The organism is Novosphingobium sp. 9 (genome assembly GCF_025340265.1).
In the GTDB taxonomy this organism is placed as follows: domain Bacteria; phylum Pseudomonadota; class Alphaproteobacteria; order Sphingomonadales; family Sphingomonadaceae; genus Novosphingobium.
The window spans coordinates 144,737-165,028 of sequence record NZ_CP022707.1 but is presented as its reverse complement, the minus strand read 5'-3'; the positions used below and the strand labels follow the sequence as shown (position 1 = coordinate 165,028).

The following is a 20,292-nucleotide window of genomic DNA, read 5'->3' as shown; positions in this document are numbered from 1 at the left end:
ATGACCCAACCCGATTATCACGACATCCCCGATTATCACGACATCCCCGGCACCACCGTCTTCGACGGCGGACAGACGCGCCGGGGCTATCACCTCAACCAGTTCTGCATGTCGCTGATGGACCCGGCGGCTCGGACTCGTTTCCTCGCCGACGAGCGCGGCTATCTCGATACCTGGCCGCTGACCGAGGCCCAGAAACTGGCGGTGCTGGCCCGCGACTACAACGCGATGATCGCCGAGGGCGGCAACATCTACTTCCTCGGCAAGATCGGCGCGACGGACGGCAAGTCCTTTGTCCAGCTCACCGCCGGCATGAGCGGCATGACCCCTGAGGCCTATACCGCGATGATGGTCGCTGGCGGGCGGCCATGGCACGGCCTTCCTGCGCTCACCCCGCATGAGAAAGGAGCGAGTTGATGGCCCGCATCACCACCGGCATCGGTTGCAGCCACGTTCCCGCGATCGGCGCCGCGATCGATCACGGCAAGACCGCCGAGCCTTACTGGCATCCGCTGTTCGAGGGCTTCGCCCCGACCCGTGCGCGGATCGCCGAGAACACCCCCGATGTGGTCATCCTTGTCTACAACGATCACGCCTCGGCCTTCAGTCTCGACGTCATTCCCACTTTCGCGCTCGGCTGCGCGGAGCGCTATCGGCCCGCCGATGAAGGCTGGGGCCGCAGGCCGGTGCCCGATGTCGAAGGCGCGCCCGATCTCGCATGGCATCTGGCGCAGAGCCTGATCCTCGATGGTTTCGATATGACGCTGGTCAACCGCATGGATGTCGATCACGGGCTGACGGTGCCGCTTTCACTGATGTTCGGCACGCCCGATCGTTGGCCGGTGCAGGTGATTCCACTCGCGGTCAACGTCATCCAGTTTCCCCCGCCCACCGGCGCGCGCTGTCTCGCTTTGGGTGAGGCGATCGCACGCGCGGTCAAGGCTTTCCCCGAGGATCTCGACGTGCAGGTCTGGGGCACCGGCGGGATGAGCCACCAGCTTCAGGGCCACGCGCCGGCCTTATCAACCGCGATTTCGATATCGGCTTCCTTGATGCGCTGACGGCCGATCCCGCAGGCCTCGCTGCGCGCCCGCATGTCGATTACCTGCGCCATGCAGGCTCGGAAGGTATCGAACTGGTGATGTGGCTGATCATGCGCGGTGCCCTGGGTGCGGCGGCAAGCGAACTCTACCGCTTCTACCACGTGCCTGCCTCGAACACGGCGGTTGGCCATATCGTGCTGCGCCCGGACTGAAACGGGCGCCTGCCGGGTGATTCAGGCCACGCCGAGATGCGGCCGGTTCTGGATCACCCGTGCGACGATCCGGCGCAGCCATTGCAGGCGGGGATGCCCGTCATAACGCTTGTGCCAGAGCTGCTTGATCTCCAGCGCCGGCACCGCGAAAGGCACCTCGAAGACGCGCAATGCGCAGATCCGCGCGAACTGCTGCGCCAGCGGCTGTGGTACCGTAGCCACCAGATCGGACGCCTCGACGAGAAACGGCAGATTGATGAAATGCGGAATCTCCAGCGCCACCTCCCGGTGCAGATGCTGCGCGGCGAGCGTTGCCTCCACCACATCGCGCAGCCGCCCGGCCGGCGCCACGGCGATATGACGCGCCGCCAGATAGTCCTCCAGAGTCAAAGTCTTGCGGATCGTCGGATGGTCGTTGCGCACGATACAGGCGCTGCCATGGCGGAACAGCAGCTGCTGCTTGAACACAGCGGTGACCAGATCGGGGAAATAGCCGATAGCCAGATCGACCTCGCCTGCATCCATCATCGCCGCGAGATCCTGCGGATTGGCCACTACCGAGCGCAGCCGCGCGCCCGGCGCCTCGGCCTCGAGCAGGGCCAGCAGGCGTGGCAGGAACTCCAGCTCGCCTATATCCGAGAGGCTGAGCGTGATCGTGCCATGATAGGTCGATGGCGCGAAATCCGCCTGCGCCAGCACATCGCTGCGCACGGATTGCAGGATGCCGGTTATGGCGGGCCGCAAGGCCTGCGCGCGTGCCGTGGGCTGCATGCTGCCGCTCGCACGGATGAACAGCTCGTCCCCCAACTGGCTGCGCAGTTTGGCAAGCGCCGCGCTGATGGTGGGCTGGCTCAGCCGCAGCCTTTGGGCGGCGCGCGTCAGCGTGCCTTCCTCGAACAGGGCATCCATCACCAGTAGCAAATTCAGGTCGAAATCGCGCAGTTCCACCGCATCTGACCTCTCACTATCGCCGCGCGGGTGGTCCCGCGTCTTGCAGCATCCTCTTGGCCGGGCAAGCTAGGGGATCAGGCGTGGCAGCGTAAACCCGTTGTCGCGAATAATCACTATCTACTTTTTTCGGTTCTTTGGGCGTGGGAAAGGCCGTGCCAAGTCTCCCCCGCGCTGGGCAACACTCACGCCGGTACGGTGACCACCCGACTCTCGAGATAGGCTTCCAGCCCTTCCGGACCACCCTCGCGCCCTATACCCGATTGTTTCGTGCCGCCGAACGGCACGCCGGGCACGATCTCTAGCCCGTTGACGGTGACCGCGCCTGCGTCGATCCCCCGCGCGAAGGCGGCGCCGCGCGCAGGGTCCTCGGTGAACACCGTGCCGGTCAGGCCGTAATCCGTCGCATTGGCGATGCGCAAGGCATCGGCTTCGTCCTCATAGGCCATCACCACCACCACAGGGCCGAACACCTCCTCGCGGGCGATCCGCATGTCGGGGGTGACATCGGCAAAGACAGTGGGTGAGAAGAAGAAGCCGCGATCGAGACCCTTGGGGCGTCCGCCGCCACAGACCAGCCGCGCGCCCTCGCTCTGGCCGATGCCCACGTAATCGGAAACGCGCGTGAATTGCCGTGCATTGGCGAGCGGGCCGAGATGCGTGGTTTCGGCCCAGGGATCGCCGACCGTCAACCCCTGCATGACGCCGGCATAGGCCGCCACCACTTCATCATAGCGCGTGCGCGGCGCGAGGATGCGCGTCTGCGCGAAGCAGATCTGCCCCGAAAGCGGCATGGTGAAGGGCGCCAGCACCGGCAACACCTTGTCCAGTCGTACATCGTCCAGCAGCACCGCCGCCGACTTGCCGCCCAGTTCCAGCGTAAAACGCGCCATGCGCTCGATGCAGGCCCGCGCAACCGCCTTGCCCGCCGTGGTGCTGCCGGTGAAGCTGATCTTGTCGATCAATGGCGAGGCGACGATCCGCTCGCCCTCGGCGCGGTCGCCGGTCACTACATTGAGCACGCCTGCCGGCAGCCCCGCCGCGGCCGCTATCTCGGCAATCACCAGCGCTTCGAGCGGCGTCTCGACCGGCGCCTTGACCACCACTGTGCAGCCCGCCGCCAGTGCCGCTGCCAGCTTGAAGGACAGAAGCGGCAAGGCAGCGTTCCACGGCACGATCAGCCCGGCGACGCCCACCGGGTCGCGCCGGATATGGGCGGTGCCGGTCAGCGAGGGTCGGGTCTCCTCGAAGGCGTAATGGCCCGCGAGATCGGCGAAATAATTGAAGACCGGTGCGGCGAAGCCTGCAAACATCCGCGCAAAGCTAACTGGTGCGCCGATCTGCGCGGTCCACAGGCGGGCCAACAGGTCGGCGTGCGCGCGCAGGCCTTCGGCGATGCGGGCGATTACCTCGCCGCGCTCGGCGCCGCTCATGCGCGGCCAGGGACCATGGTCGAAGGCCGCACGCGCGGCGCGGATCGCGGCATCGACATCGTCCGGCCCGGCAAGCGGCAGGCGGAGCAGGCACTCGCCGGTATCGGGCGAAACGATGTCGACCTGCCGCCCTTCCTTCGGGGCCTGCCAGGCGCCATCGATCAAGAAACCGCCGCGCAGGGCTTCGCTAAGTTCGGCCTCGGGCCGGAATGGTGACATGATTATGCTCCTCTTGGCAGGGACAATGGGCTCGGCAGTCAGGGTCAGCCGGACATCATCAGATCGACGCCTTTGTCGGCGGCGGCCATCACCGTCGCATTGGTGTTGGCAGAAGGGATCACCGGCATCATCGAGGCATCGAAGACCCGGAGACCCTCGATGCCGCGCAGCCGCAGCCGTGCATCGAGCACCGCCATCGGGTCACCGTCACGCCCCATGCGGCAGGTGCCGACGGGATGATAATTGCTCTCGGTGCTGCTGCGGATAAAGGCACGCAGGCCCGCGTCATCGGTGACCTGTGGATCGGGCAGGCGCGGGGCGGAAATGATCGAGGCGAGCGGGTCGGTCGCGGCAATCTCGCGCAGATAGCGCAGTGCCCTGAGCAGCCGGTCCTCGTCCGAAGTGTCGCGCAACCAGCCCAGGTCGACCAGGGGGTCCTCGGCCGGATCGGCCGAGCGCAGCCGTACCGCCCCGCGCGAGAGCGGCTTGACCAGATTGGCCATCAGCGTCAGCCCCGGCTTCTGCTGCTCGGCGGCAAGGCCCGGCCACATCACGCCAAGGCAATAGAGCTGGATATCGGGATCGGCCGAGGGATCGGTCAGATTGACGAAACCCATCGTCTCGGCGCCGTTCGAGGCGATGGGGCCGCCGCCGAACAGGCCGTAATGCAGCAGGTTGCGCACAAGATTGCGCCCCTTGTCGGCACGGTAATACCCGTAATTTCCCCGCGTCTCGGCGGTGAGGAAGGTGACATTGTGATCCTGCAGGTTCTGCCCGACGCCGGGAAGATCGGCGGCGACCGCAATGCCATGCTCGCGCAGGTGATCAGCCGGGCCGATGCCGGAAAGCATCAGCAGCTTCGGCGTAGCGAAGGCGCCCGCTGCAAGGACCACCTCGGCTGAGGCGGTGGCGCGGTGCAGTTTGCCGCCCTCGGCATATTCGACGCCAATCACGCGGGAGCCCTCAAGCAGAAGCCGCGTCACCTGCGCCTTGCATACCAGCGTCAGCCGCGCGTCGCCCTGTACCGGGCGCAGGAAAGCGTCGGCCGCGCTGCACCGTTTCGCTCCGTCGATGGTGGTGGGGATATACCCGATGCCATGCAGGTCGCCACCGGCGAAGTCATCGCGGAAAGGCAGGCCCAGGCGCTGCATTGTCTTGAGGAACACACCGGCAATTGGCGCGAGGTAATTGGGATCACGCACCTTGAGCGGTCCCGATCCGCCATGCGCCACGTTGTCGAGCCGCACATGCCCCTCCTGCCGGCGGAAATAGGGCAGCAGCCCCTCCCAGTCCCAGCCTGAGCCACCGCCCAGCGCCTCGTCCCAGCGCTGGTAATCAAGGCGCGAGCCGCGCGTATAGGCCATGACATTGACCGAACTACCGCCGCCCACGACATTGCCCTGCGGCACCGAGACCGAGCGCCCTGCGAGTTCGGACTGCGGTACGCTGGCATAATGCTTGACGAAGGGGCTCGGCGCGAAAAGCATTTTGAAGCTGCCCGCCGGCATCCGGATAACGGCATGGCTGTCACCCGGCCCCTGTTCGAGCAACAGCACCCGCGCGCCATGCTCGCCGACCAGCCGCCCGGCGGTGACGCAGCCCGCGCTGCCGGCACCGACCACGATATAATCGAAGGCCCCGCTCATCGGCGGCACCCCGGCCCGATCGCCAGTCGGATGATGGCACGGGTTCTAGATAAGTCCGGTTTCAGCATCGCTCGTCCCTTTTGACCATCGCTTGGGCAATGGCGCCTGTTTTCGCTGCCCGATGCCTCGCCCGCACTACCGAAAGACGCAATGCAAGCCTGCCGATAGTCGCTATCGGCATTGGCCGCTCCCCTGCCATCCCAGAAATGCCGATAGTCATTATCGGGTCACGCCAGCTTGCGCGAAATCGCGCGCTACGGCTCATTTGAGCGAGACGATCGACGAGGGACAATATCTCGATCGACGCGCAAAGGCGGCCATGCAAGGCCGCAGGAGAGGGCTGCCGAAATGAAAAGGTCTTCCGATGGAATCCCGAGCCATGCCCTGATTGGCCGCGCCGGTGCGAAGGCAGCGATGCGGATCGGGGGGCGGTGCAAAAGCCGCAGGCTGGTGCTGGGCGGCATACTCGCCATTCTGCTGCCCACCGGCGCACAGGCGAGCGAGAACGGTCTCAGCCATTATCCCAACGGGGTGAACACCGTGCTGACTGGCATATTGCCAGCCCCTGGTGACCTCCAGTTCTTCAGCTACTCGCAATATTACGATGTCACCGGACTGCCCGGTGAAAATGGCAAGCCGGTGGTTCCCGATTTCAAGGCCGACATAAAGGTCGAAGCGCCGCGCCTCGTTTATACCTATCCGGTGAACATCTCGAAGAACATCCACCTTTCCAGCGGCATCATCACGACTTTCGTCGGCCAGAGCATCAATGCCGCGGGCCACCGCGACAGCGCCACCGGCTTTGCCGATATCGATATTGAACCGCTCTACGTCACTTATGCCAATGACCGGCATAATTTCTTCATCTACGGCGGGATGGATATCTGGGCGCCGACCGGCAGCTACAACAAGAATCGCCTAGCCAATCTCGGGTATAATTATTGGACCTTCGCGCCGGATATTTTCATGACCTGGTTCCCCAACCCGAAGGTCGAGATTTCCACGGCGATCGTCAGCGAGTTCAACACCACCAACAGTGCCACGCATTACCATTCGGGCTCGGCGATCAATATTGATCAGAGCGTTCACTTGCGTCCCTTCGACAGCCTGCCGAAGTTGCGGCTCGCGGTTCAAGGCTATTGGCACCAGCAACTCGGCGACGATACGGTCGATGGGATGCCTGTCGATGGCGGCTTCAAGGGGCGCGAGTTTGGCATCGGTCCGCAGATCGAATATGATCTATTCAAGAAGGGGGGAATCCTTTTCAAGTATGACCGCGAAGTCGGGGTGGTCAATCGCCCGGCGGGAAACCGTTTCTGGTTCGAACTGACCTTTCCCGTCGCCGGCCCGTGATGCCAGCGAGAAGCCTCGATAGGTTAGAACTACTTTGGCAGAAGTGTGATTTTAAGACTTGTATGAGGGGTATGTGTGCTTCACTAAGAGCTTACTTTTACGAAGGCTGGCAAAGGATGTGGATGGCAGCTGTATTCAATCCATGCATTTGGATCGGGAGAAAGCGGCCGCAGGGCATCTAGAAGTTTTGCTCGGAGTTGGCCAAACCCCAAAGCTCTCCTCGCGTTACGCAAGCGACTGATGGCGGTCTACCACCCGCTACTTTTGCCCCTGGGGAATTGAAGGTGTCGCTTTGCCAAGCAAACGAACTAAGGCTATCGAGATCACTAGCATCGTTCAAAATGACGATACTGGGAGGCGTTGCCGTTTTCAAGCAAGAGGCTTCTGCAGTTCCGTGAACGGCGGCTTTGCTGGGCCGGTTTTTCAGAAGCCGACTGTCGCGAATGTCCCAGCCTGGTTTATCGGCCAGAGCTCGCGGGAGCCGCTGAGCTCAACGCAGGGTAATCCGCTTCCTTTGACCCATGGGGCGTGATATTGACCTATACGTGAACCAAGCCATTCCCCACCGGTTTTTGATCGGCATCGAGCCTAGCGACATCGACTTTATGGGGCATGTCAACAATGCCAGCTACCTGAAATGGGTGCAGGCTGCAGTCATCGATCACTGGCGAGCCTTGGCTCCTGCCGAGGCGATCAGCCAGCATCTGTGGGTGGCGATCAAGCACGAAATTACCTACCGCAAACCGGCTTTTCTCGAGGACGATGTCATTGCAACCGTGCTTCTGGAAAAGGTTCAGGGCGCCAGAGCGTTTTACGAGACGGTGATCCGGCGCGGGGAAGAAGTTCTGGCTGAAGTCAAATCCAGCTGGTGTTGCCTCGATGCGGCGACCATGCGGCCAGCACGTCTCGCGAGGGATGTGATCAAGCGGTTTTTTGCGGCCGACGAAGCCAGCGAGTTGTGAGACAAAAGCCCAAGACTTCAAGGGATGGGGCCGTATCAGGGCAGGGCATAGCTCTCCTTCATGAGCCTTTGCGGATACGCACCGGGTGGTTTCTCGAAGTGATACACGATCGTTTTGATCGTGGCGGACACTGAAGCCATCGCCGGTCGCCTGCCGTCAGGGAGGTCTGCCATGGGGCGGTCGTCATGAGGACGGCCTCCATCAGATCGAGCATGCCTTCTGGCTGTCCGTCGATCTGACGCCGGCAAAGGCGGACAGTGAGCCTGAGTTTGCCGATCGTGCAAGTCTCCTTCAACGGGGCAATGGAACTTCAGCTTCAGGTGCCGAATTTCGGCCGCAATACCTCGGCTCCGTCCCTCAGCTTTGTCAGATAATCCGACCACCAGTGCGCCATGCGGACGCGCTCGTCCCAGTGGGCGCCGCGATGATAGGCGCCGCGCACCTGATCGCGTTCCCGATGAGCGAGCGAGCGCTCGATCGCATCGGGGTGCCATTGGCCGCTTTCGTTCAGCAGCGTGCTGGCGATCGCCCGGAAGCCGTGAGAGGTCATCTCTTCGCTGCTGAAACCAAGGCGGCGCAAGGCGACGTTCAGCGTGTTTTCGCAGATCGGCTTGAGCCAGGTCTTGTTCGCAGGAAACAGGAAGGTCCCGGAGTTTCCGAGTGAGCGAAGCTGCCTGAGCAGGGTGAGGGCCTGCGCGGAAAGCGGCACGGCGTGGAGTTGGCGCATCTTCATCCGTTCGGGCGGTACGCGCCAGATGGCGGCCTCGAAATCGATCTCGGGCCATTCCGCCTTTCGCAGTTCGCCGGGGCGCAGGTAGACGTGCGGGATCAGCTGGAGTGCGATCTTCGTCTCGATCTTACCGCCATAGCCGTCGATGGCGCGCAGCAGTTCGCCGACCTTGACGGGTTCCAATATGGCGGCGTGATGCTTGACCTTGGGTGTCACCAGCGCGCCGCGCAGAATGTCTGCGGGATTATGCTGCGCACGCAGGGTCGCGACAGCATAACGGAAGATCCGGCCCGCGAACGAACGCATGCGGATGGCCGATTCATGATGGCCTTTGCGCTCGAGCTTCTGGAGCGCCTTGAGAAGTTCGTGGGCAGTGATCTCGCTGATCGGGCGATGGCCGATGGCAGGTTCGAGAAGATCGCGGAACCATCGCGCTTTCTTGATTGTCGCGGGTGCCTTGCCTTCTTTTTCCATCTTCTCGATGAATTCGTCGGCGACGACCCGGAAGGTGGTGTGGGCGGCAAGCTCGGCCTCAAGCTTGGCCTGCAGGCGAATGGCCAAAGGATCGAGGCCCTCCGAAAGCTGCTGGCGTGCCTCTTCGCGCTTCAGGCGTGCATCCTTGAGGCTGAGGTCGGGGTAGCGCCCAGCGCCATCTTCTTCTCAATACCATGGAATCGGAATTTCACGCGCCACAGCAGCGATCCGGAAGGCGATACCAACAGGTACAGTCCCTTACCGTCAGCCACTTTGTAGGCTTTTTCCTTGGGTTTTAAGGCGTTTATCTGGATCGTTGTCAGCATTTGGGGGCCTCGACTCGAAATTGTCGAAAAGGCCCCCAATTCGGGGCCCCCAAATTGCCCGGATGTAGATGGATAAAGGGGGACGTCACCGGATGGCCGATGCCCGATTATGCCTGATTTCCGGGGATTTTTGGAGTAAAAAAGCGCTTGACAAAGGACGCAATGGTGCCGCTTACGTGACTCGAACACGTGACCCCATCATTACGAATGATGTGCTCTACCAACTGAGCTAAAGCGGCATGCCGGTTGCGTGCGGGTGATCGCATGCGGGGCAGGGGCGCCTTTAACGGGGGGCGATGCATCGCGCAAGGGAATTTGCATCGATCGTGACGGGTTGTGTGGCGATGAAGTGGTTTCCCGGATCGGACGGGCGGCGTCGGGCGGGGAAATGGGCCGGCGCGCGCGGCATCCGGCTTTATCGGGGGTATCGGGCGCCGGGGGCACTTCGCTTGCTGCTGCGCAACGAGCCGTCTAGCAGGTGCGCATGGAAAATGCCGCTCTATCCGTTCGTCCCATTGCCGCAGTCGAGCCGTTTCATGCGATGGCCATCGGTCGACTGGCACACGAACTGGCCGCCGCCGGGCGTTCGGTCATCCATATGGAATATGGCCAGCCATCGACCCCGGCGCCGGTCGCAGCGCTGGAGGCCGCGCGCGAATCGCTGAATGGCGCGCCGCGGGGCTACTGGGAAAGCACCGCGCTGCTCGATCGTATCGCCCGCTATTATCGCGAGGCCCACGATGTGGAGATCGATCGCGAACAGGTGATCCTAACCTGCGGCGCCTCGCCTGCGCTGGTGCTGGCGCTTTCCAGCCTGTTTGCGCCGGGCGCGCGGGTCGCGTTGGCGCGGCCGGGCTATGTCGCCTATCGCAACACGCTGCGCGCGCTCTATCTGGAGCCGGTCGAGATACCGTGCGGCCCGGACGAGCGATACCAGATTACCGCCGAGGCGCTGGCGGCGCTTGATCCGGCGCCCGAAGGGCTGATCCTGGCGAGCCCTGCCAATCCGACCGGTACGGTGATCGCGGCCGGGGAACTGGCGGCGATTGCTGGAGTCTGCCGGGCACGGGGCATCAGGGTGGTTTCGGACGAGATCTATCACGGCCTTGCCTATGGCGAAGGGGATGATGCGAAGCTGCACTCGATGCTGGAGTTTCTGGACGAGGCGGTGATCGTCAACAGCTTCTCCAAGTACTACTCGATGCCGGGATGGCGGCTCGGCTGGCTGGTGGTGCCGCCGCATCTGGTCGGCGCCGCGCGGGCGCGCATGGGCAATCTGTTCCTGACGCCGTCCGAGATGGCGCAGCATGCGGGCCTTGCCGCTTTCGATGCACAAGCGGAACTGGAGGGGCATGTCGCCAACTATCGGCGCAACCGGGAGATGCTGCTGGCGGCGATGCCGCGTCTCGGCCTCAGCGAGATCGCGCCGCCGGACGGAGCCTTCTACATCTGGGCGGACATCGGCCATCTGACGCAGGACAGCCTCGGCTTCTGTCGTGCATTGTTGCAGGATACCGGCGTCGCCACGGCGCCGGGAATCGACTTCGATCCGGTGGACGGACATCGCTTCATGCGCTTCAGTTTCGCCGTTTCCCCGGCGGAAGTGGCCGAGGCGATCGCGCGCATGGAGCCCTGGTTTGCACAGCGGCGGAAAGAGGCCGCGCCTGCTCCGTAGGCATGAAGAACTGGCGTTCGTCCCCTATCGTCCTGAGATATAAGGCGTGATCCTGTGATCGCGGGCGAGTTCCCGTTCTCGCGCAGCAATTGCAGACTGTCGCAACGCGGGACGGGTACTTAGGGGCCTATTTCTGCCCATTGACGATGATGCGATTCAGGCGTTCATTTCCGCCATTAAGGGACGCACAAGAACAAAGCGACGAAGACCATGAAGACCGCACACGAAGTGCAGGGCTGGACCACCAGTCTGGACGGTCTGCGCAGGGCATGCATGTCCTGTGCAGCCGGTGAGGAATTGCAACGCCTGCATGAGGCGCTCGATCTGTTGCGGCGCACACCCCGCGAACTGGGGCCGTCGCTGAGCCGGGCCGAGGCGGGCAAGATCGAGATCATGCTGGCCTGCGGAGCTGCCGAGAGCGCGGCGCTGCATCTGATCGGGCCGCAGACTTCCGTGATGATGTCACGCGGGAGTCACGGCCAGTGCCTTGCCAGCGCGGTGACGGAGCCGGATGGTCTGGAACTGATGTGCGAAGGGGCGACTGTCAGCCTCGCGGTTCTGGCGGCGCATCTCTCGATGGTGATGGAGGCGCTAGGCCTGCCCGAAGTCCAGATGGGCGAGCGGCTGGTTTCCGGCTGGGACGATCCGGTGACGCTGCACTGAGATTGCACCTCACCGGTCTGGAGATAGCCGGGGCTTCCTCCTAGGGCCTATCGACATTCAGCCCTGACAGCCTGCAAATGGCGATTTTCCGAGCTTCCGGTGCTCACGTACAGAAAGTACGCTGCGCTCCGGGTCTCGAAAAATCACCATTTTCGGCTCGCCATCATCTGAATGTCGATAGGCCCTAAAAGCGCTGTATAGCTTGCAGCTTGGCGGCAGGGAGGTGCGCGGGTGATCGATCGTCGGAACTTCACCTTGGGGGCAGGGGCGATGGTGCTGTCTGCCTGCGTCGGCGCACGGGCGCCGAAAGAGGACCCGGCGCTTCGCCTCAGGGCTCTGGAAAAGGCGGCCGGGGGACGGCTGGGCGCTTTCGTGTACGATACCGGAAGCGGGCGCAGCTTCGGCTGGCGTGTGGACGAGCGGTTCTGCCATTGCTCGACCTTCAAGCTCTCGCTGGCGGCGCTTGCCTTGCGTGAGAGCGATGCCAGGCGGCTGGACCTTGCCGAAAACCTCTCGTTCGGGCGGGCCGACATTCTGGGATATTCGCCGGTCGTGGAGGCGCATCTGGCGCAGGGCCATCTGACGATCAGGGCTCTGGCAGAGGCCGTGCAGACCGTCAGCGACAATGCGGCGGCCAATGTCCTGATGCATCGTCTGGGAGGTCCGCAGGCCGTGACGGCGTTCTGGCGCCAGATCGGAGACGGCGTGAGCCGGATCGACAGCTATGAGCCCGGCGTCAACGTGATCCCCGCCGGGACGCAGGAGAACAGCACCACGCCAAGGGCAATGGCACAGACGGTCAGGCGGATCGTGCTGGGTGACGTGTTGCATCCGGCCAGTCGGGACGTACTGCGCGGCTGGATGGCCGAGACGCAAAGCGGCTTGCAGCGGATACGCGCCGGCATCCCGCCAGACTGGCGCGGCCTCGACAAGACCGGCACCGGCATGCGCAAGGGCGTCGGCAACAAGACGAACGATCTGGCGGTGCTGATGCCGCCGGGCGGCAAGGCGCCGCTGATCGTGGTCGGTTACTTCGAAAATCCGGTGTTTTCGGAAGACGTGCATCCCGGTGACGAGGCGGTGCTCAAGGCGTTGGGCGATCTTGCGGTTCGCTGGGCAAGCTGACGCGGGGCAGCCTCTATGGCGCCTGCGATGTTCACGACACCAGCGATGCCTCGATGGCGATGCGGATTGCGTCCGAGGTGTGGTTGGCGCCCAGCTTGTTGAGCATGTTGGCGCGGTGGATCTCCACGGTGCGCGGGCTGATCGAGAGCTTTTCCCCGATCAGACGGTTGGAAAGCCCGCTGGCGACGCCGCCCAGCACTTCGCGTTCGCGCCGGGTCAGCCGCTCGATCCGGGCGCGGGCCATGACCTCGCGCAGCTTGGCATTGCCGATCTGGTCTGCGCGGCCCATCGCGCGGGTGAGGATCGTGGCGAGTTCGACCGGGCTGATCGGCCAGCCGACATAATCGATCGCGCCATCGAGAATGGCCTCGACCACGCGGCCGGTGGTGGCGTCTTCGGAAAAGGCGATGATCGGAAACCAGTCCCCATGCGCGGCCATGCGTTCCACCACATCGGCGATCGCGCCGGGGGCATCGTGGATCAGGATCACGCCCGAGCGCGGCCAGCTGCCCGACAGTTCCGACGTGCTTTCGAAAGGCTCCACATGGATGCCGGAAGACGACAGCGCGTGGCTGATCGCGGCGCGGCGGCGCATGTCGGCATCGATCAGAAGCAGATTCGAAAGACGCTCCACGGACATTCTCCCTATCGGTTTGTCCGTATGGGGTGCCTTTTAATTGTCCGGCATGCTTGCCCTACAAGGTCCGGTTCCGAGGCAAGTTACCGGTATGGCTGGTAAAGACATGGCAATCAGGGGTTTTGCGGTGCCGAAATGGTGGCGTATTCACTCTGAGTAAATGTTGTCAATTAACCCGCATGGCACTGGCGATTTCGAGAAAATCATCGCGCAATGCTCCGACGCGGTGGGCATCGAAAGCAATGGCACTGTCGAGAATTGTCCTGCGTGCGGATTCGTACATATGGCGCAGGGCTTCGGCGACGCCGCCTTCGCCGGACACCCCCATGCGCAGCGCGGTGATCGCGGTCAGCGCGCGGGTCATCGAGCGGCTTTTCAGGGCGTTGTCGCCGAGGCCCTCGGCATGGACGGCCGTGCCCAGCGCGCCGACGAGATGCTCGTAGCAGACGTGGACCAGCTCGGCCGGCGCGGCGCCGCGCACGCGGGCGTCGAAATCGACACTGCGATAGGCCTCGTGGACGGTGCGGTGACGGTGGATCATCGGCTCAGCTCGACTTGTTCCACTGCGCGATCTGGTTCGTCAGCATCGACATCGTCGACTTGATCGAACTGATCCGCGTTTCGGAGGCGGTGAACTGGGTGGCGAGGCGCGAGCGCAGCGCTTCCTGCTGTTCGGCAAGGTCGCTCTGGTCGGTGGCGATCTGCGTCAGCTGCTTGGTCCAGGTGCTGATCGAGGCGCCCAGCGAATAGGTGCCGGTGGTGGAGGTCGCATCGCGATAGACCTTGTCGACCGTGGCGAAGACGCCGTTGACGCCGTTGGTCCACATCGCCGCCACGCCTTCGGGATCGCTGGCCACGGTGGCGTTGAGACGGCTGGTGTCGAGCGCGAAGGTGCCGTCGCGCTGGGTCTTGAGGCCAAGGTCGGCCAGCGTGCGCGCGGTGCCGGTGGCATTGGGCATCACCGTCTGGCTGCCGATCGCCATCAGCGAGCGCTTGAGCGTGCGCGCGCCCGCATCGTTGGCAAGGTCTCCGCCGAGCGAGGTCGCGGTGTTGAGCGCGCCCATCACCTCGTTCAGCGCATCGACCAGATCCTGCATCGAGGTGCCGATGGAGGACGTGGGATCGGCAAAGGTGATCGTCGTCGGCGCGCCGACATTGGTCGCGGTCAGTTGCAGCTTCACGCCGTTGACGGCGGTGGAAACGCTGTTCGAGGTTGCGGTCATCGGCAGGCCGTCGACCTTGAAGGCGGCGTCCTGCGCGGTGGTCATCAGGGTGCTGCTGCCGGAGGAGGGGCTCCAGGCGAGCTTGGCAAGGCCGCTGCCAGAGGCCGCATCGGTTTCCAGCGTGAAGCCGTTGGCGGCGCCTTCTGTACCCTTCATCACCAGCTGCGCGCCGTTCACCGTCTGCGCGACATAGGCGCTGACGCCCGCGTTCGCGCCGTTGATCGCGCTGGCAACATCGGCCAGCGTTGCGCCTTCGGGGATGGAGATGTTGACCGCCGAATGGCTTGGGTCCTCCGCGAAGGACGAGCCCGAGGTTGTGCCAAACCGCAGCGTCAGTGTGCCCGCGCCGACCGTTTCGGTGCTTGCACCAAAGGCCGCGCTGGCCAGTGTCTGGTTCGCCGCCAGTTGCGAGACTTCCAGCGAATAGCTGCCCTTGGGCGCGGTTGCGCCGGTCAGCGTGGCGGTCGCGACAGCCGCATTGGCGACCGACGGCGTGCGCGCCAGATCGCCCGAGCGCACCAGCGTGCCCATCGAGGTGTCGAGGGCCAGCAGCATCGATTTGATGTTGGAGGCAGTGGAGACCTTGGTGTTGAGCGTGTCGGTCTTCGTCGAGAGCTGGCTGGTGCGGGCAGAGAACTGCGCGGTCGCCAGATTGTTGGCCAGCGCCAGCATGTCGACCCCGCTGCCGCCGCCGAGAAGGGTGGCGAGCGAGGTCGTGGTGGGCGAAGTCGTCGTCGTGGACGCAGAGGATGTGCTCGTGACCATGCCGGATAGAACGGCGGGGCAGGGAACGGTTTAAGAGTCTGTCTGGAAAATGCCGGTAAGGCATTTTCTGAAGCAGCACCGGCCCGCGCCCCACCCATCACCCGACAAGAGTATGCTGAACGGGTGGTGGGTGGGGGCGCGGGCCGGTGCCGCGCAAAATTCGGTCACGCCGAATTTTCAAACCTGAGCGATCTTACGCGAAACTGCCGGGGTCGGGGCGCCCTTCGGCATCGAAGCGCACCGTGACCGGCACCGAGACGTGGGGCCGCTCGCGCCGCTCGCCGCGCTTCAGCGACATCACGAAGGCGAGGATCGAGGCGACCGCGACATAATGCTCCTCGCGGATCATCTGGTTTTCGCGCGTGGTGTAGAACACCGAGCGGGCGAGCGCGGGATATTCGAGCATCGGCACCCCGTATTCCAGCGCCAGCGCGCGCATCGCGGCGGCCTTTTCGTCGCGCCCCTTTGCTAACAGCACCGGCGCGGGCGCCTTGAGCTGGTCGTAGGTGAGCGCGACGGCGAAGTGGGTGGGGTTGGTGAGGACGAACTGCGCCTCCTTCATGGCGGGGACGAGGCCGCCCATGGCGATCTTGCGCTGGCGGTCGCGGATGGCGGCTTTCTTCTCGGGCGAGCCTTCGCTTTCCTTGGATTCGTCGCGCACGTCCTGCAGCGTCATCTTCAGGCGCGACATGCGGCGCACCAGTTGCACCGGCAGATCGACGAAGGCGATGGCGAAGAGGCCGGCGGCGAGCAGGAACAGCAGCATGACCACCGCATGCCAGGCATAGGAAAGCTGGCCGCCAAGGTCTCCGCGCCCCAGCCGGGCGAAGGTCTCGACCCGCGTGCTGGCCCATACCCAGACGATAGTGCCGAGCAGCGCGACCTTGGCGAGGCCTTTGCCGATCTCGATCAGGCCGTTGGGGCCGAACATCCGCTTGAGCCCCTGCGTTGGGTCGATCCGCGAGGGCTTGGGGGCAAGGTTGCCGGGCAGCCAGCGCCCCTCGTCAAAGCCCAGTTGCGAGAGCAGCGACAGCGCGATCACGGGCAGGCCGAGCAGCAGGATCGGCGGCAGGGCGGCCCACATCGCGCGTATCAGCAGGGGGCCGGGCTCGAAGCTGTCAAGATCGGCGCGGCTGAACCGGAAACCGCCGCGCAGCACCTCTTCCAGCAGCCCGAACACCCACGGTCCGGCCATCAGCATCCACACCGCGCCGACCAGCATCGAGGCGGCGGTCGCCAGTTCGCGTGAGCGCAGGACGTCGCCGCGTTTGGCGGCCTCGCGCTTGCGCTTTTCGGTGGGGGCGAAGCTCTTCTCGCCGCTGCTTTCGCCGCCGCTCATTTGAGCACCGCGCCTGCATTGGCGATGGCGTCGGCGGAAATCCGGGTGACGAGATCGGTCAGCACCGGAGCGGAGATCACCAGCGCGGCAAGGCCCGCCAGCACGCCTGCCGGAAGCCCCAGCGCGAACAGGTTGAGGGAAGGGGCCGAGCGCGAGAGGATGCCGGTCGCCACCTGCATCACCAAGAGGATCAGGCACACCGGCAGCGCGATGGTGACGGCGGTGACGAACATCTGCGTGGCGTACCCGGCGATCAGCGCGAAGCGCTCCGGCCCCAGCCAGGTATGGCCCGGCGGAAACACGCGGTAGCTGTCCACCACCAGCGCGAACCATTGCAGGTGGGCGCCCAACGCCAGGAAGATCACGGTGACGACCACCGAGAAATACTGCCCCAGCGCGGGCGATTGCGTGCCCGAGTTGGGATCGACGGCGGTGGCGATCCCCATGCCCATCGCGCCGCCGACAAGCTCCGCCGCGATCACTGGCGCGGCGAACGAGAGTTGCAGCACGAAGCCCAGCGACAGCCCGACCAGCGCCTCCCCGGCAATCGCCAGCAGCCCCGGCAGCGAGAGCAGCGCGGGCGGTGTCGCCACTGGCGTCCACACGCAGACCAGCACGGCGACAGCGCCCGCCACGATCACCCGGATCTGCGCAGGCACGGCAGCATTGCCGAACAGCGGCGCGGCGACCAGCGCGGCGCCGATCCGCGTCATCACGAAGACCAGCCGCCAGAACTCGGCTTCCAGCGGGCCGAAGCCGAAGCTCATCTGGATCACGGCGCCACCTGCTGGGCCTGCGAGATGTTGGCGATCTGGGCAAAGATGTCCGAGGCGAAGTCGCCGATCAGCGTCATCATCGAGCTGCCCAGCACGATCAGCATGAAGGCGATCACCGCCAGCTTGGGCACGAAGGTCAGCGTCTGCTCGTTCACCGAGGTCGCCGCCTGCACCAGCCCGACGACAAGGCCGACCGCAAGGCTGGCCAGCAGGATCGGCCCTGCGACCAGCGCGGTCGTCCACAGCATCCGGTCGGCAAGGGCGAGCAGCCCGGTGATGTCATCCATCGCGCGCGGCCTCCCTAGCCGAAGCTCGCCGCCAGCGAGCCCATCAGCAGCGACCAGCCGTCGATCATCACGAACAGCAGCAGCTTGAAGGGCAGCGAGACGACGGTGGGGCTCATCATCATCATGCCAAGGCTCATCAGCGCAGAGGAGACGACGAGGTCGATCACCAGGAACGGCAGGAACAGCATGAAGCCGATCTGGAACGCGGTTTTCAACTCGCTGGTCACGAAGGCGGGCAGCAGGATCGAGAACGGCACATCGGCGCCCGAATTGAAGCGCGGCGCCTTGGCCATGTCGGCGAACATCGCCAGATCGCGCTCGCGGGTCTGGCGGATCATGAAGGCGTGAAACTCGCGTCCGCCGTTCCGGATCGCCTGCTCGGCGTTGATCCTGCCCGCCGAGTAGGGCTGGATCGCGGTCTGGTTCACGCGGTCCAGCGTGGGCGACATGACGAACAGCGAGAGGAACAGCGACAGCCCGATCAGCACCTGATTGGGCGGCGATTGTTGCAGGCCCAACGCCTGCCGCACGATCGCCAGCACCACCAGAATGCGGGTGAAGCTGGTCATCATCAGGATCAGGCTGGGCAGGATCGTCAGCAGCCCCATGACGAGCAGGAGTTGCAGCGACATGCTCAGGCTTGGCCCGCCCGGACCCGTGCCGCCGCCGTTCAGCGAGCCGAGCGCGCGGTCCAGCGCACCGGGCAGCGCGCCTCCGCCGGGCGCGCCCTGTGCCTGTGCGGCCACGCCTTGGGCATGGGCCAGCGTCGCCCCGGCAAACGACACGCACGCCGCGCCGAAAGCAGCCAGTCTGGCGAAACGTGCCCTCACGCGTCGTCCTTTCGGAAGGACGGCATCTCGAAGCCGGGACGGGGCGTGGGGGGAGTCTGCGTCGAAGGCACTGCAAATTCAGGCCTAGCCCGCGCGGGGGCTTCGGCGAGCCGGGTCAGCCCACCGCGCGAGGCCGAGACGAGGATCTCGCGCCCGTGAAACTCGATCACCGCCAGCTTGAGCGTGGGCGAAAGCATCGTCGTCTCGATCACCCGGACGGACTTCGTGCCGCTGCCGATCCCGGCCTTCTCCTGCATCCGGCGCGCCAGCTTCAGCGAGCCCCAGATCGCCAGCGCGATCAGCGGCAGCATGATCGCCAGCTTGAGAACATACCAGAGCATCAGAACCGGCCGACACCGGGCATCGCCGGGGCATCGCTGTCAGGGTCGTCGTTGCCCCCGGCCTCGCCCTCACCGATCATCTCGACGATGCGCAGGCCGAAGCGACCGTTCTGCGAGACGATCTCGCCGCGCGCCACCGGCTTGCCGTTCACCAGCACGTCGAGCAGGTCGTCGGTCATGCGATCGAGCGTGACAAGGCTCTCGGGGCCGAGCGCGAGCACGTCCTTCAGCTTCATCTCGGTGCGGCCCAGTTCGACAGACAGGCGCACATCGACATCGCGCAGGAAATCGAGCGTGCGGACAGGGGATGTCATGGTCTTTCGGTCCTTTCGGGGAAGGCGATCTGCACGGCGACGCGATCGTCGATCTCGCCGATGGTGCCGGTGGCGAACGTGCGGCCACCGATCTGCAGGGGAACGTGGCGCGCGACCGTGACCGGCAGCACGTCGCCCGGCTTCAGTTCGGACAGGCGCGCAAACGCTATCGGCATGTCGACCAGCACGGCGGTCAGCGCGATCGGCAGCGAGGCGAAGGGCTCGAGCGTGGGATCGGATGGGCCGGCATGCCGCTCTGGACGCAGGCTGGGGATGACCCTGCGGCGCGGCGGGGCGAGCAGCGCCGCCAGCGTGGGTTGCGGAAATGCGACCGGCAGGTGCCAGCGCTCGCCATCCAGATCGCGGACCTCCAGCGAGAGCACCAGCATTTCCTCGTGCGCCGGAAAGGCGTCGATCAGCCGCAGTTCGCTCTCGCGGCGCAGCGCCTGCACGCTGTCGCCCGCCACGCCCAGCGCCTGTGCCAAGGCGAGCGTGAGCACCTCTTCCAGCCGTGCCAGCAGCAGTTCGGCGGAGAGCGGCAGGGCAGGCCCGGCAGTGGTGTGCAGGCGCCCGCGTCCGCCGAACAGCCGGTCGATCATCCGCAGCAGCGCCGCGCCCTCGAACGAGGCGAGCGCGCGGTGCCCGGCCACGCCGATCGCCAGCTGGACGTGGATACCGGGCAGCGCGGGCGGCTCTACCAAGGCGGCGGCGGCGGCCAGATCCTGCATCCGCGCCTCGTGCGGCATCGCGGCGCGCACTTGCGCGGCGGCCCCGGCATCGAGCTTGGCCAGCCCTTCGGCAAAGGCGCGGGCCAGGCGCTCGCCCGCCATCGCCAGTGCGGGGGCGAGTTCGCCCAGCGAAGGCCCTTCGCCCAGCAGTTCGGGGCAGTGGCGGGCAGTGCGCCTGCCCGCGGCATTGCCGTGCGGGCGGCGGGGCGGCGGCGGGGGACTGGCAGCGGCGTTCATGGCAGG

At 64.9% G+C, this 20,292-nt stretch carries 19 protein-coding genes, 1 tRNA gene and 2 pseudogenes; 7 read left to right on the top strand and 15 right to left on the bottom strand.

Features of this window, described 5'->3' with window-relative positions:
* Nucleotides 1-417 carry a protocatechuate 4,5-dioxygenase subunit alpha gene (gene ligA / locus CI805_RS00775; protein ID WP_260925107.1) on the top strand — a complete coding sequence of 139 codons (417 nt, stop codon included), beginning with the start codon at nt 1-3 and terminating at the stop codon, nt 415-417.
* Nucleotides 417-1,255: pseudogene (locus CI805_RS00770) on the top strand (class III extradiol dioxygenase subunit beta). Before ligA ends, CI805_RS00770 begins: the two are co-directional and overlap by 1 nt.
* Before the next feature lie 21 nt (nt 1,256-1,276).
* Here the strand turns inward: CI805_RS00770 and CI805_RS00765 are convergent.
* From CI805_RS00765 to CI805_RS00755, 3 genes are all read right to left on the bottom strand, one after another.
* Nucleotides 1,277-2,203, bottom strand: coding sequence for a LysR family transcriptional regulator (locus CI805_RS00765; RefSeq protein WP_260925105.1), 927 nt, complete (start codon nt 2,201-2,203; stop codon nt 1,277-1,279).
* 185 nt (nt 2,204-2,388) lie between these two features.
* On the bottom strand, nt 2,389-3,855 hold the full coding sequence (locus CI805_RS00760; protein ID WP_260925103.1) for an aldehyde dehydrogenase: 1,467 nt from the start codon (nt 3,853-3,855) through the stop codon (nt 2,389-2,391).
* 44 nt (nt 3,856-3,899) lie between these two features.
* Entirely contained in the window at nt 3,900-5,501 is a 1,602-nt protein-coding gene (locus tag CI805_RS00755) for a GMC family oxidoreductase (protein WP_260925101.1), read from the bottom strand.
* Between the two features lie 237 nt (nt 5,502-5,738).
* Here CI805_RS00755 and CI805_RS00750 point away from each other — a divergent pair, with 237 nt between their 5' ends.
* Both CI805_RS00750 and CI805_RS00745 read left to right on the top strand, forming a co-directional pair.
* Nucleotides 5,739-6,854 carry a transporter gene (locus CI805_RS00750; RefSeq protein WP_260925099.1) on the top strand — a complete coding sequence of 372 codons (1,116 nt, stop codon included), beginning with the start codon at nt 5,739-5,741 and terminating at the stop codon, nt 6,852-6,854.
* Nucleotides 6,855-7,399: 545 nt separating this feature from the next.
* On the top strand, nt 7,400-7,816 hold the full coding sequence (locus tag CI805_RS00745) for an acyl-CoA thioesterase (protein ID WP_260925097.1): 417 nt from the start codon (nt 7,400-7,402) through the stop codon (nt 7,814-7,816).
* Between the two features lie 316 nt (nt 7,817-8,132).
* Here the strand turns inward: CI805_RS00745 and CI805_RS00740 are convergent.
* Both CI805_RS00740 and CI805_RS00735 read right to left on the bottom strand, forming a co-directional pair.
* Nucleotides 8,133-9,346, bottom strand: a pseudogene (locus CI805_RS00740) (tyrosine-type recombinase/integrase).
* Nucleotides 9,347-9,509: 163 nt separating this feature from the next.
* Nucleotides 9,510-9,585: transfer RNA gene (locus CI805_RS00735), tRNA-Thr, on the bottom strand.
* A 245-nt stretch (nt 9,586-9,830) separates the two neighbouring features.
* Between CI805_RS00735 and CI805_RS00730 the strand changes: the two genes are divergently transcribed.
* From CI805_RS00730 to bla, 3 genes are all read left to right on the top strand, one after another.
* The gene (locus CI805_RS00730; RefSeq protein ID WP_260925095.1) at nt 9,831-11,021 is read left to right on the top strand and encodes an aminotransferase class I/II-fold pyridoxal phosphate-dependent enzyme; all 1,191 of its coding nucleotides are present in this window, start codon (nt 9,831-9,833) and stop codon (nt 11,019-11,021) included.
* A 210-nt stretch (nt 11,022-11,231) separates the two neighbouring features.
* Complete coding sequence (locus CI805_RS00725; RefSeq protein WP_260925093.1) at nt 11,232-11,684, top strand: hypothetical protein; 453 nt, start codon at nt 11,232-11,234, stop codon at nt 11,682-11,684.
* Nucleotides 11,685-11,915: 231 nt separating this feature from the next.
* Nucleotides 11,916-12,809 (top strand): class A beta-lactamase, encoded by an 894-nt coding sequence (gene bla, locus CI805_RS00720; RefSeq protein ID WP_260925091.1) that lies wholly within the window; start codon nt 11,916-11,918, stop codon nt 12,807-12,809.
* A gap of 31 nt (nt 12,810-12,840) precedes the next feature.
* Here bla and CI805_RS00715 read toward each other — a convergent pair whose 3' ends face one another.
* From CI805_RS00715 to CI805_RS00670, 10 genes are all read right to left on the bottom strand, one after another.
* The gene (locus CI805_RS00715) at nt 12,841-13,449 is read right to left on the bottom strand and encodes a response regulator transcription factor (RefSeq protein ID WP_260925089.1); all 609 of its coding nucleotides are present in this window, start codon (nt 13,447-13,449) and stop codon (nt 12,841-12,843) included.
* 163 nt (nt 13,450-13,612) lie between these two features.
* Complete coding sequence (locus CI805_RS00710; RefSeq protein WP_260925087.1) at nt 13,613-13,987, bottom strand: flagellar protein FliS; 375 nt, start codon at nt 13,985-13,987, stop codon at nt 13,613-13,615.
* A gap of 4 nt (nt 13,988-13,991) precedes the next feature.
* Nucleotides 13,992-15,434: a flagellar filament capping protein FliD gene (gene fliD / locus CI805_RS00705; protein WP_260925085.1), complete on the bottom strand. Its 1,443-nt coding sequence runs from the start codon at nt 15,432-15,434 to the stop codon at nt 13,992-13,994.
* Nucleotides 15,435-15,627: 193 nt separating this feature from the next.
* Entirely contained in the window at nt 15,628-16,773 is a 1,146-nt protein-coding gene (locus tag CI805_RS00700) for a flagellar biosynthesis protein FlhB (RefSeq protein WP_260925083.1), read from the bottom strand.
* Nucleotides 16,770-17,540 (bottom strand): flagellar biosynthetic protein FliR, encoded by a 771-nt coding sequence (gene fliR, locus CI805_RS00695; protein ID WP_409934960.1) that lies wholly within the window; start codon nt 17,538-17,540, stop codon nt 16,770-16,772. Before fliR ends, CI805_RS00700 begins: the two co-directional genes overlap by 4 nt.
* A gap of 5 nt (nt 17,541-17,545) precedes the next feature.
* A complete protein-coding gene (locus CI805_RS00690; RefSeq protein WP_260925074.1) occupies nt 17,546-17,836 on the bottom strand; it encodes a flagellar biosynthetic protein FliQ in 291 nt (96 codons plus the stop codon).
* Between the two features lie 14 nt (nt 17,837-17,850).
* A complete protein-coding gene (gene fliP, locus CI805_RS00685; protein WP_409934959.1) occupies nt 17,851-18,600 on the bottom strand; it encodes a flagellar type III secretion system pore protein FliP in 750 nt (249 codons plus the stop codon).
* 62 nt (nt 18,601-18,662) lie between these two features.
* Nucleotides 18,663-19,007 carry a flagellar biosynthetic protein FliO gene (locus CI805_RS00680; protein ID WP_260925072.1) on the bottom strand — a complete coding sequence of 115 codons (345 nt, stop codon included), beginning with the start codon at nt 19,005-19,007 and terminating at the stop codon, nt 18,663-18,665.
* A complete protein-coding gene (gene fliN / locus CI805_RS00675; RefSeq protein ID WP_260925070.1) occupies nt 19,007-19,321 on the bottom strand; it encodes a flagellar motor switch protein FliN in 315 nt (104 codons plus the stop codon). Before fliN ends, CI805_RS00680 begins: the two co-directional genes overlap by 1 nt.
* Nucleotides 19,318-20,286, bottom strand: coding sequence for a FliM/FliN family flagellar motor switch protein (locus tag CI805_RS00670; protein WP_260925069.1), 969 nt, complete (start codon nt 20,284-20,286; stop codon nt 19,318-19,320). Before CI805_RS00670 ends, fliN begins: the two co-directional genes overlap by 4 nt.
* Between the last annotated feature and the right edge of the window lie 6 nt (nt 20,287-20,292).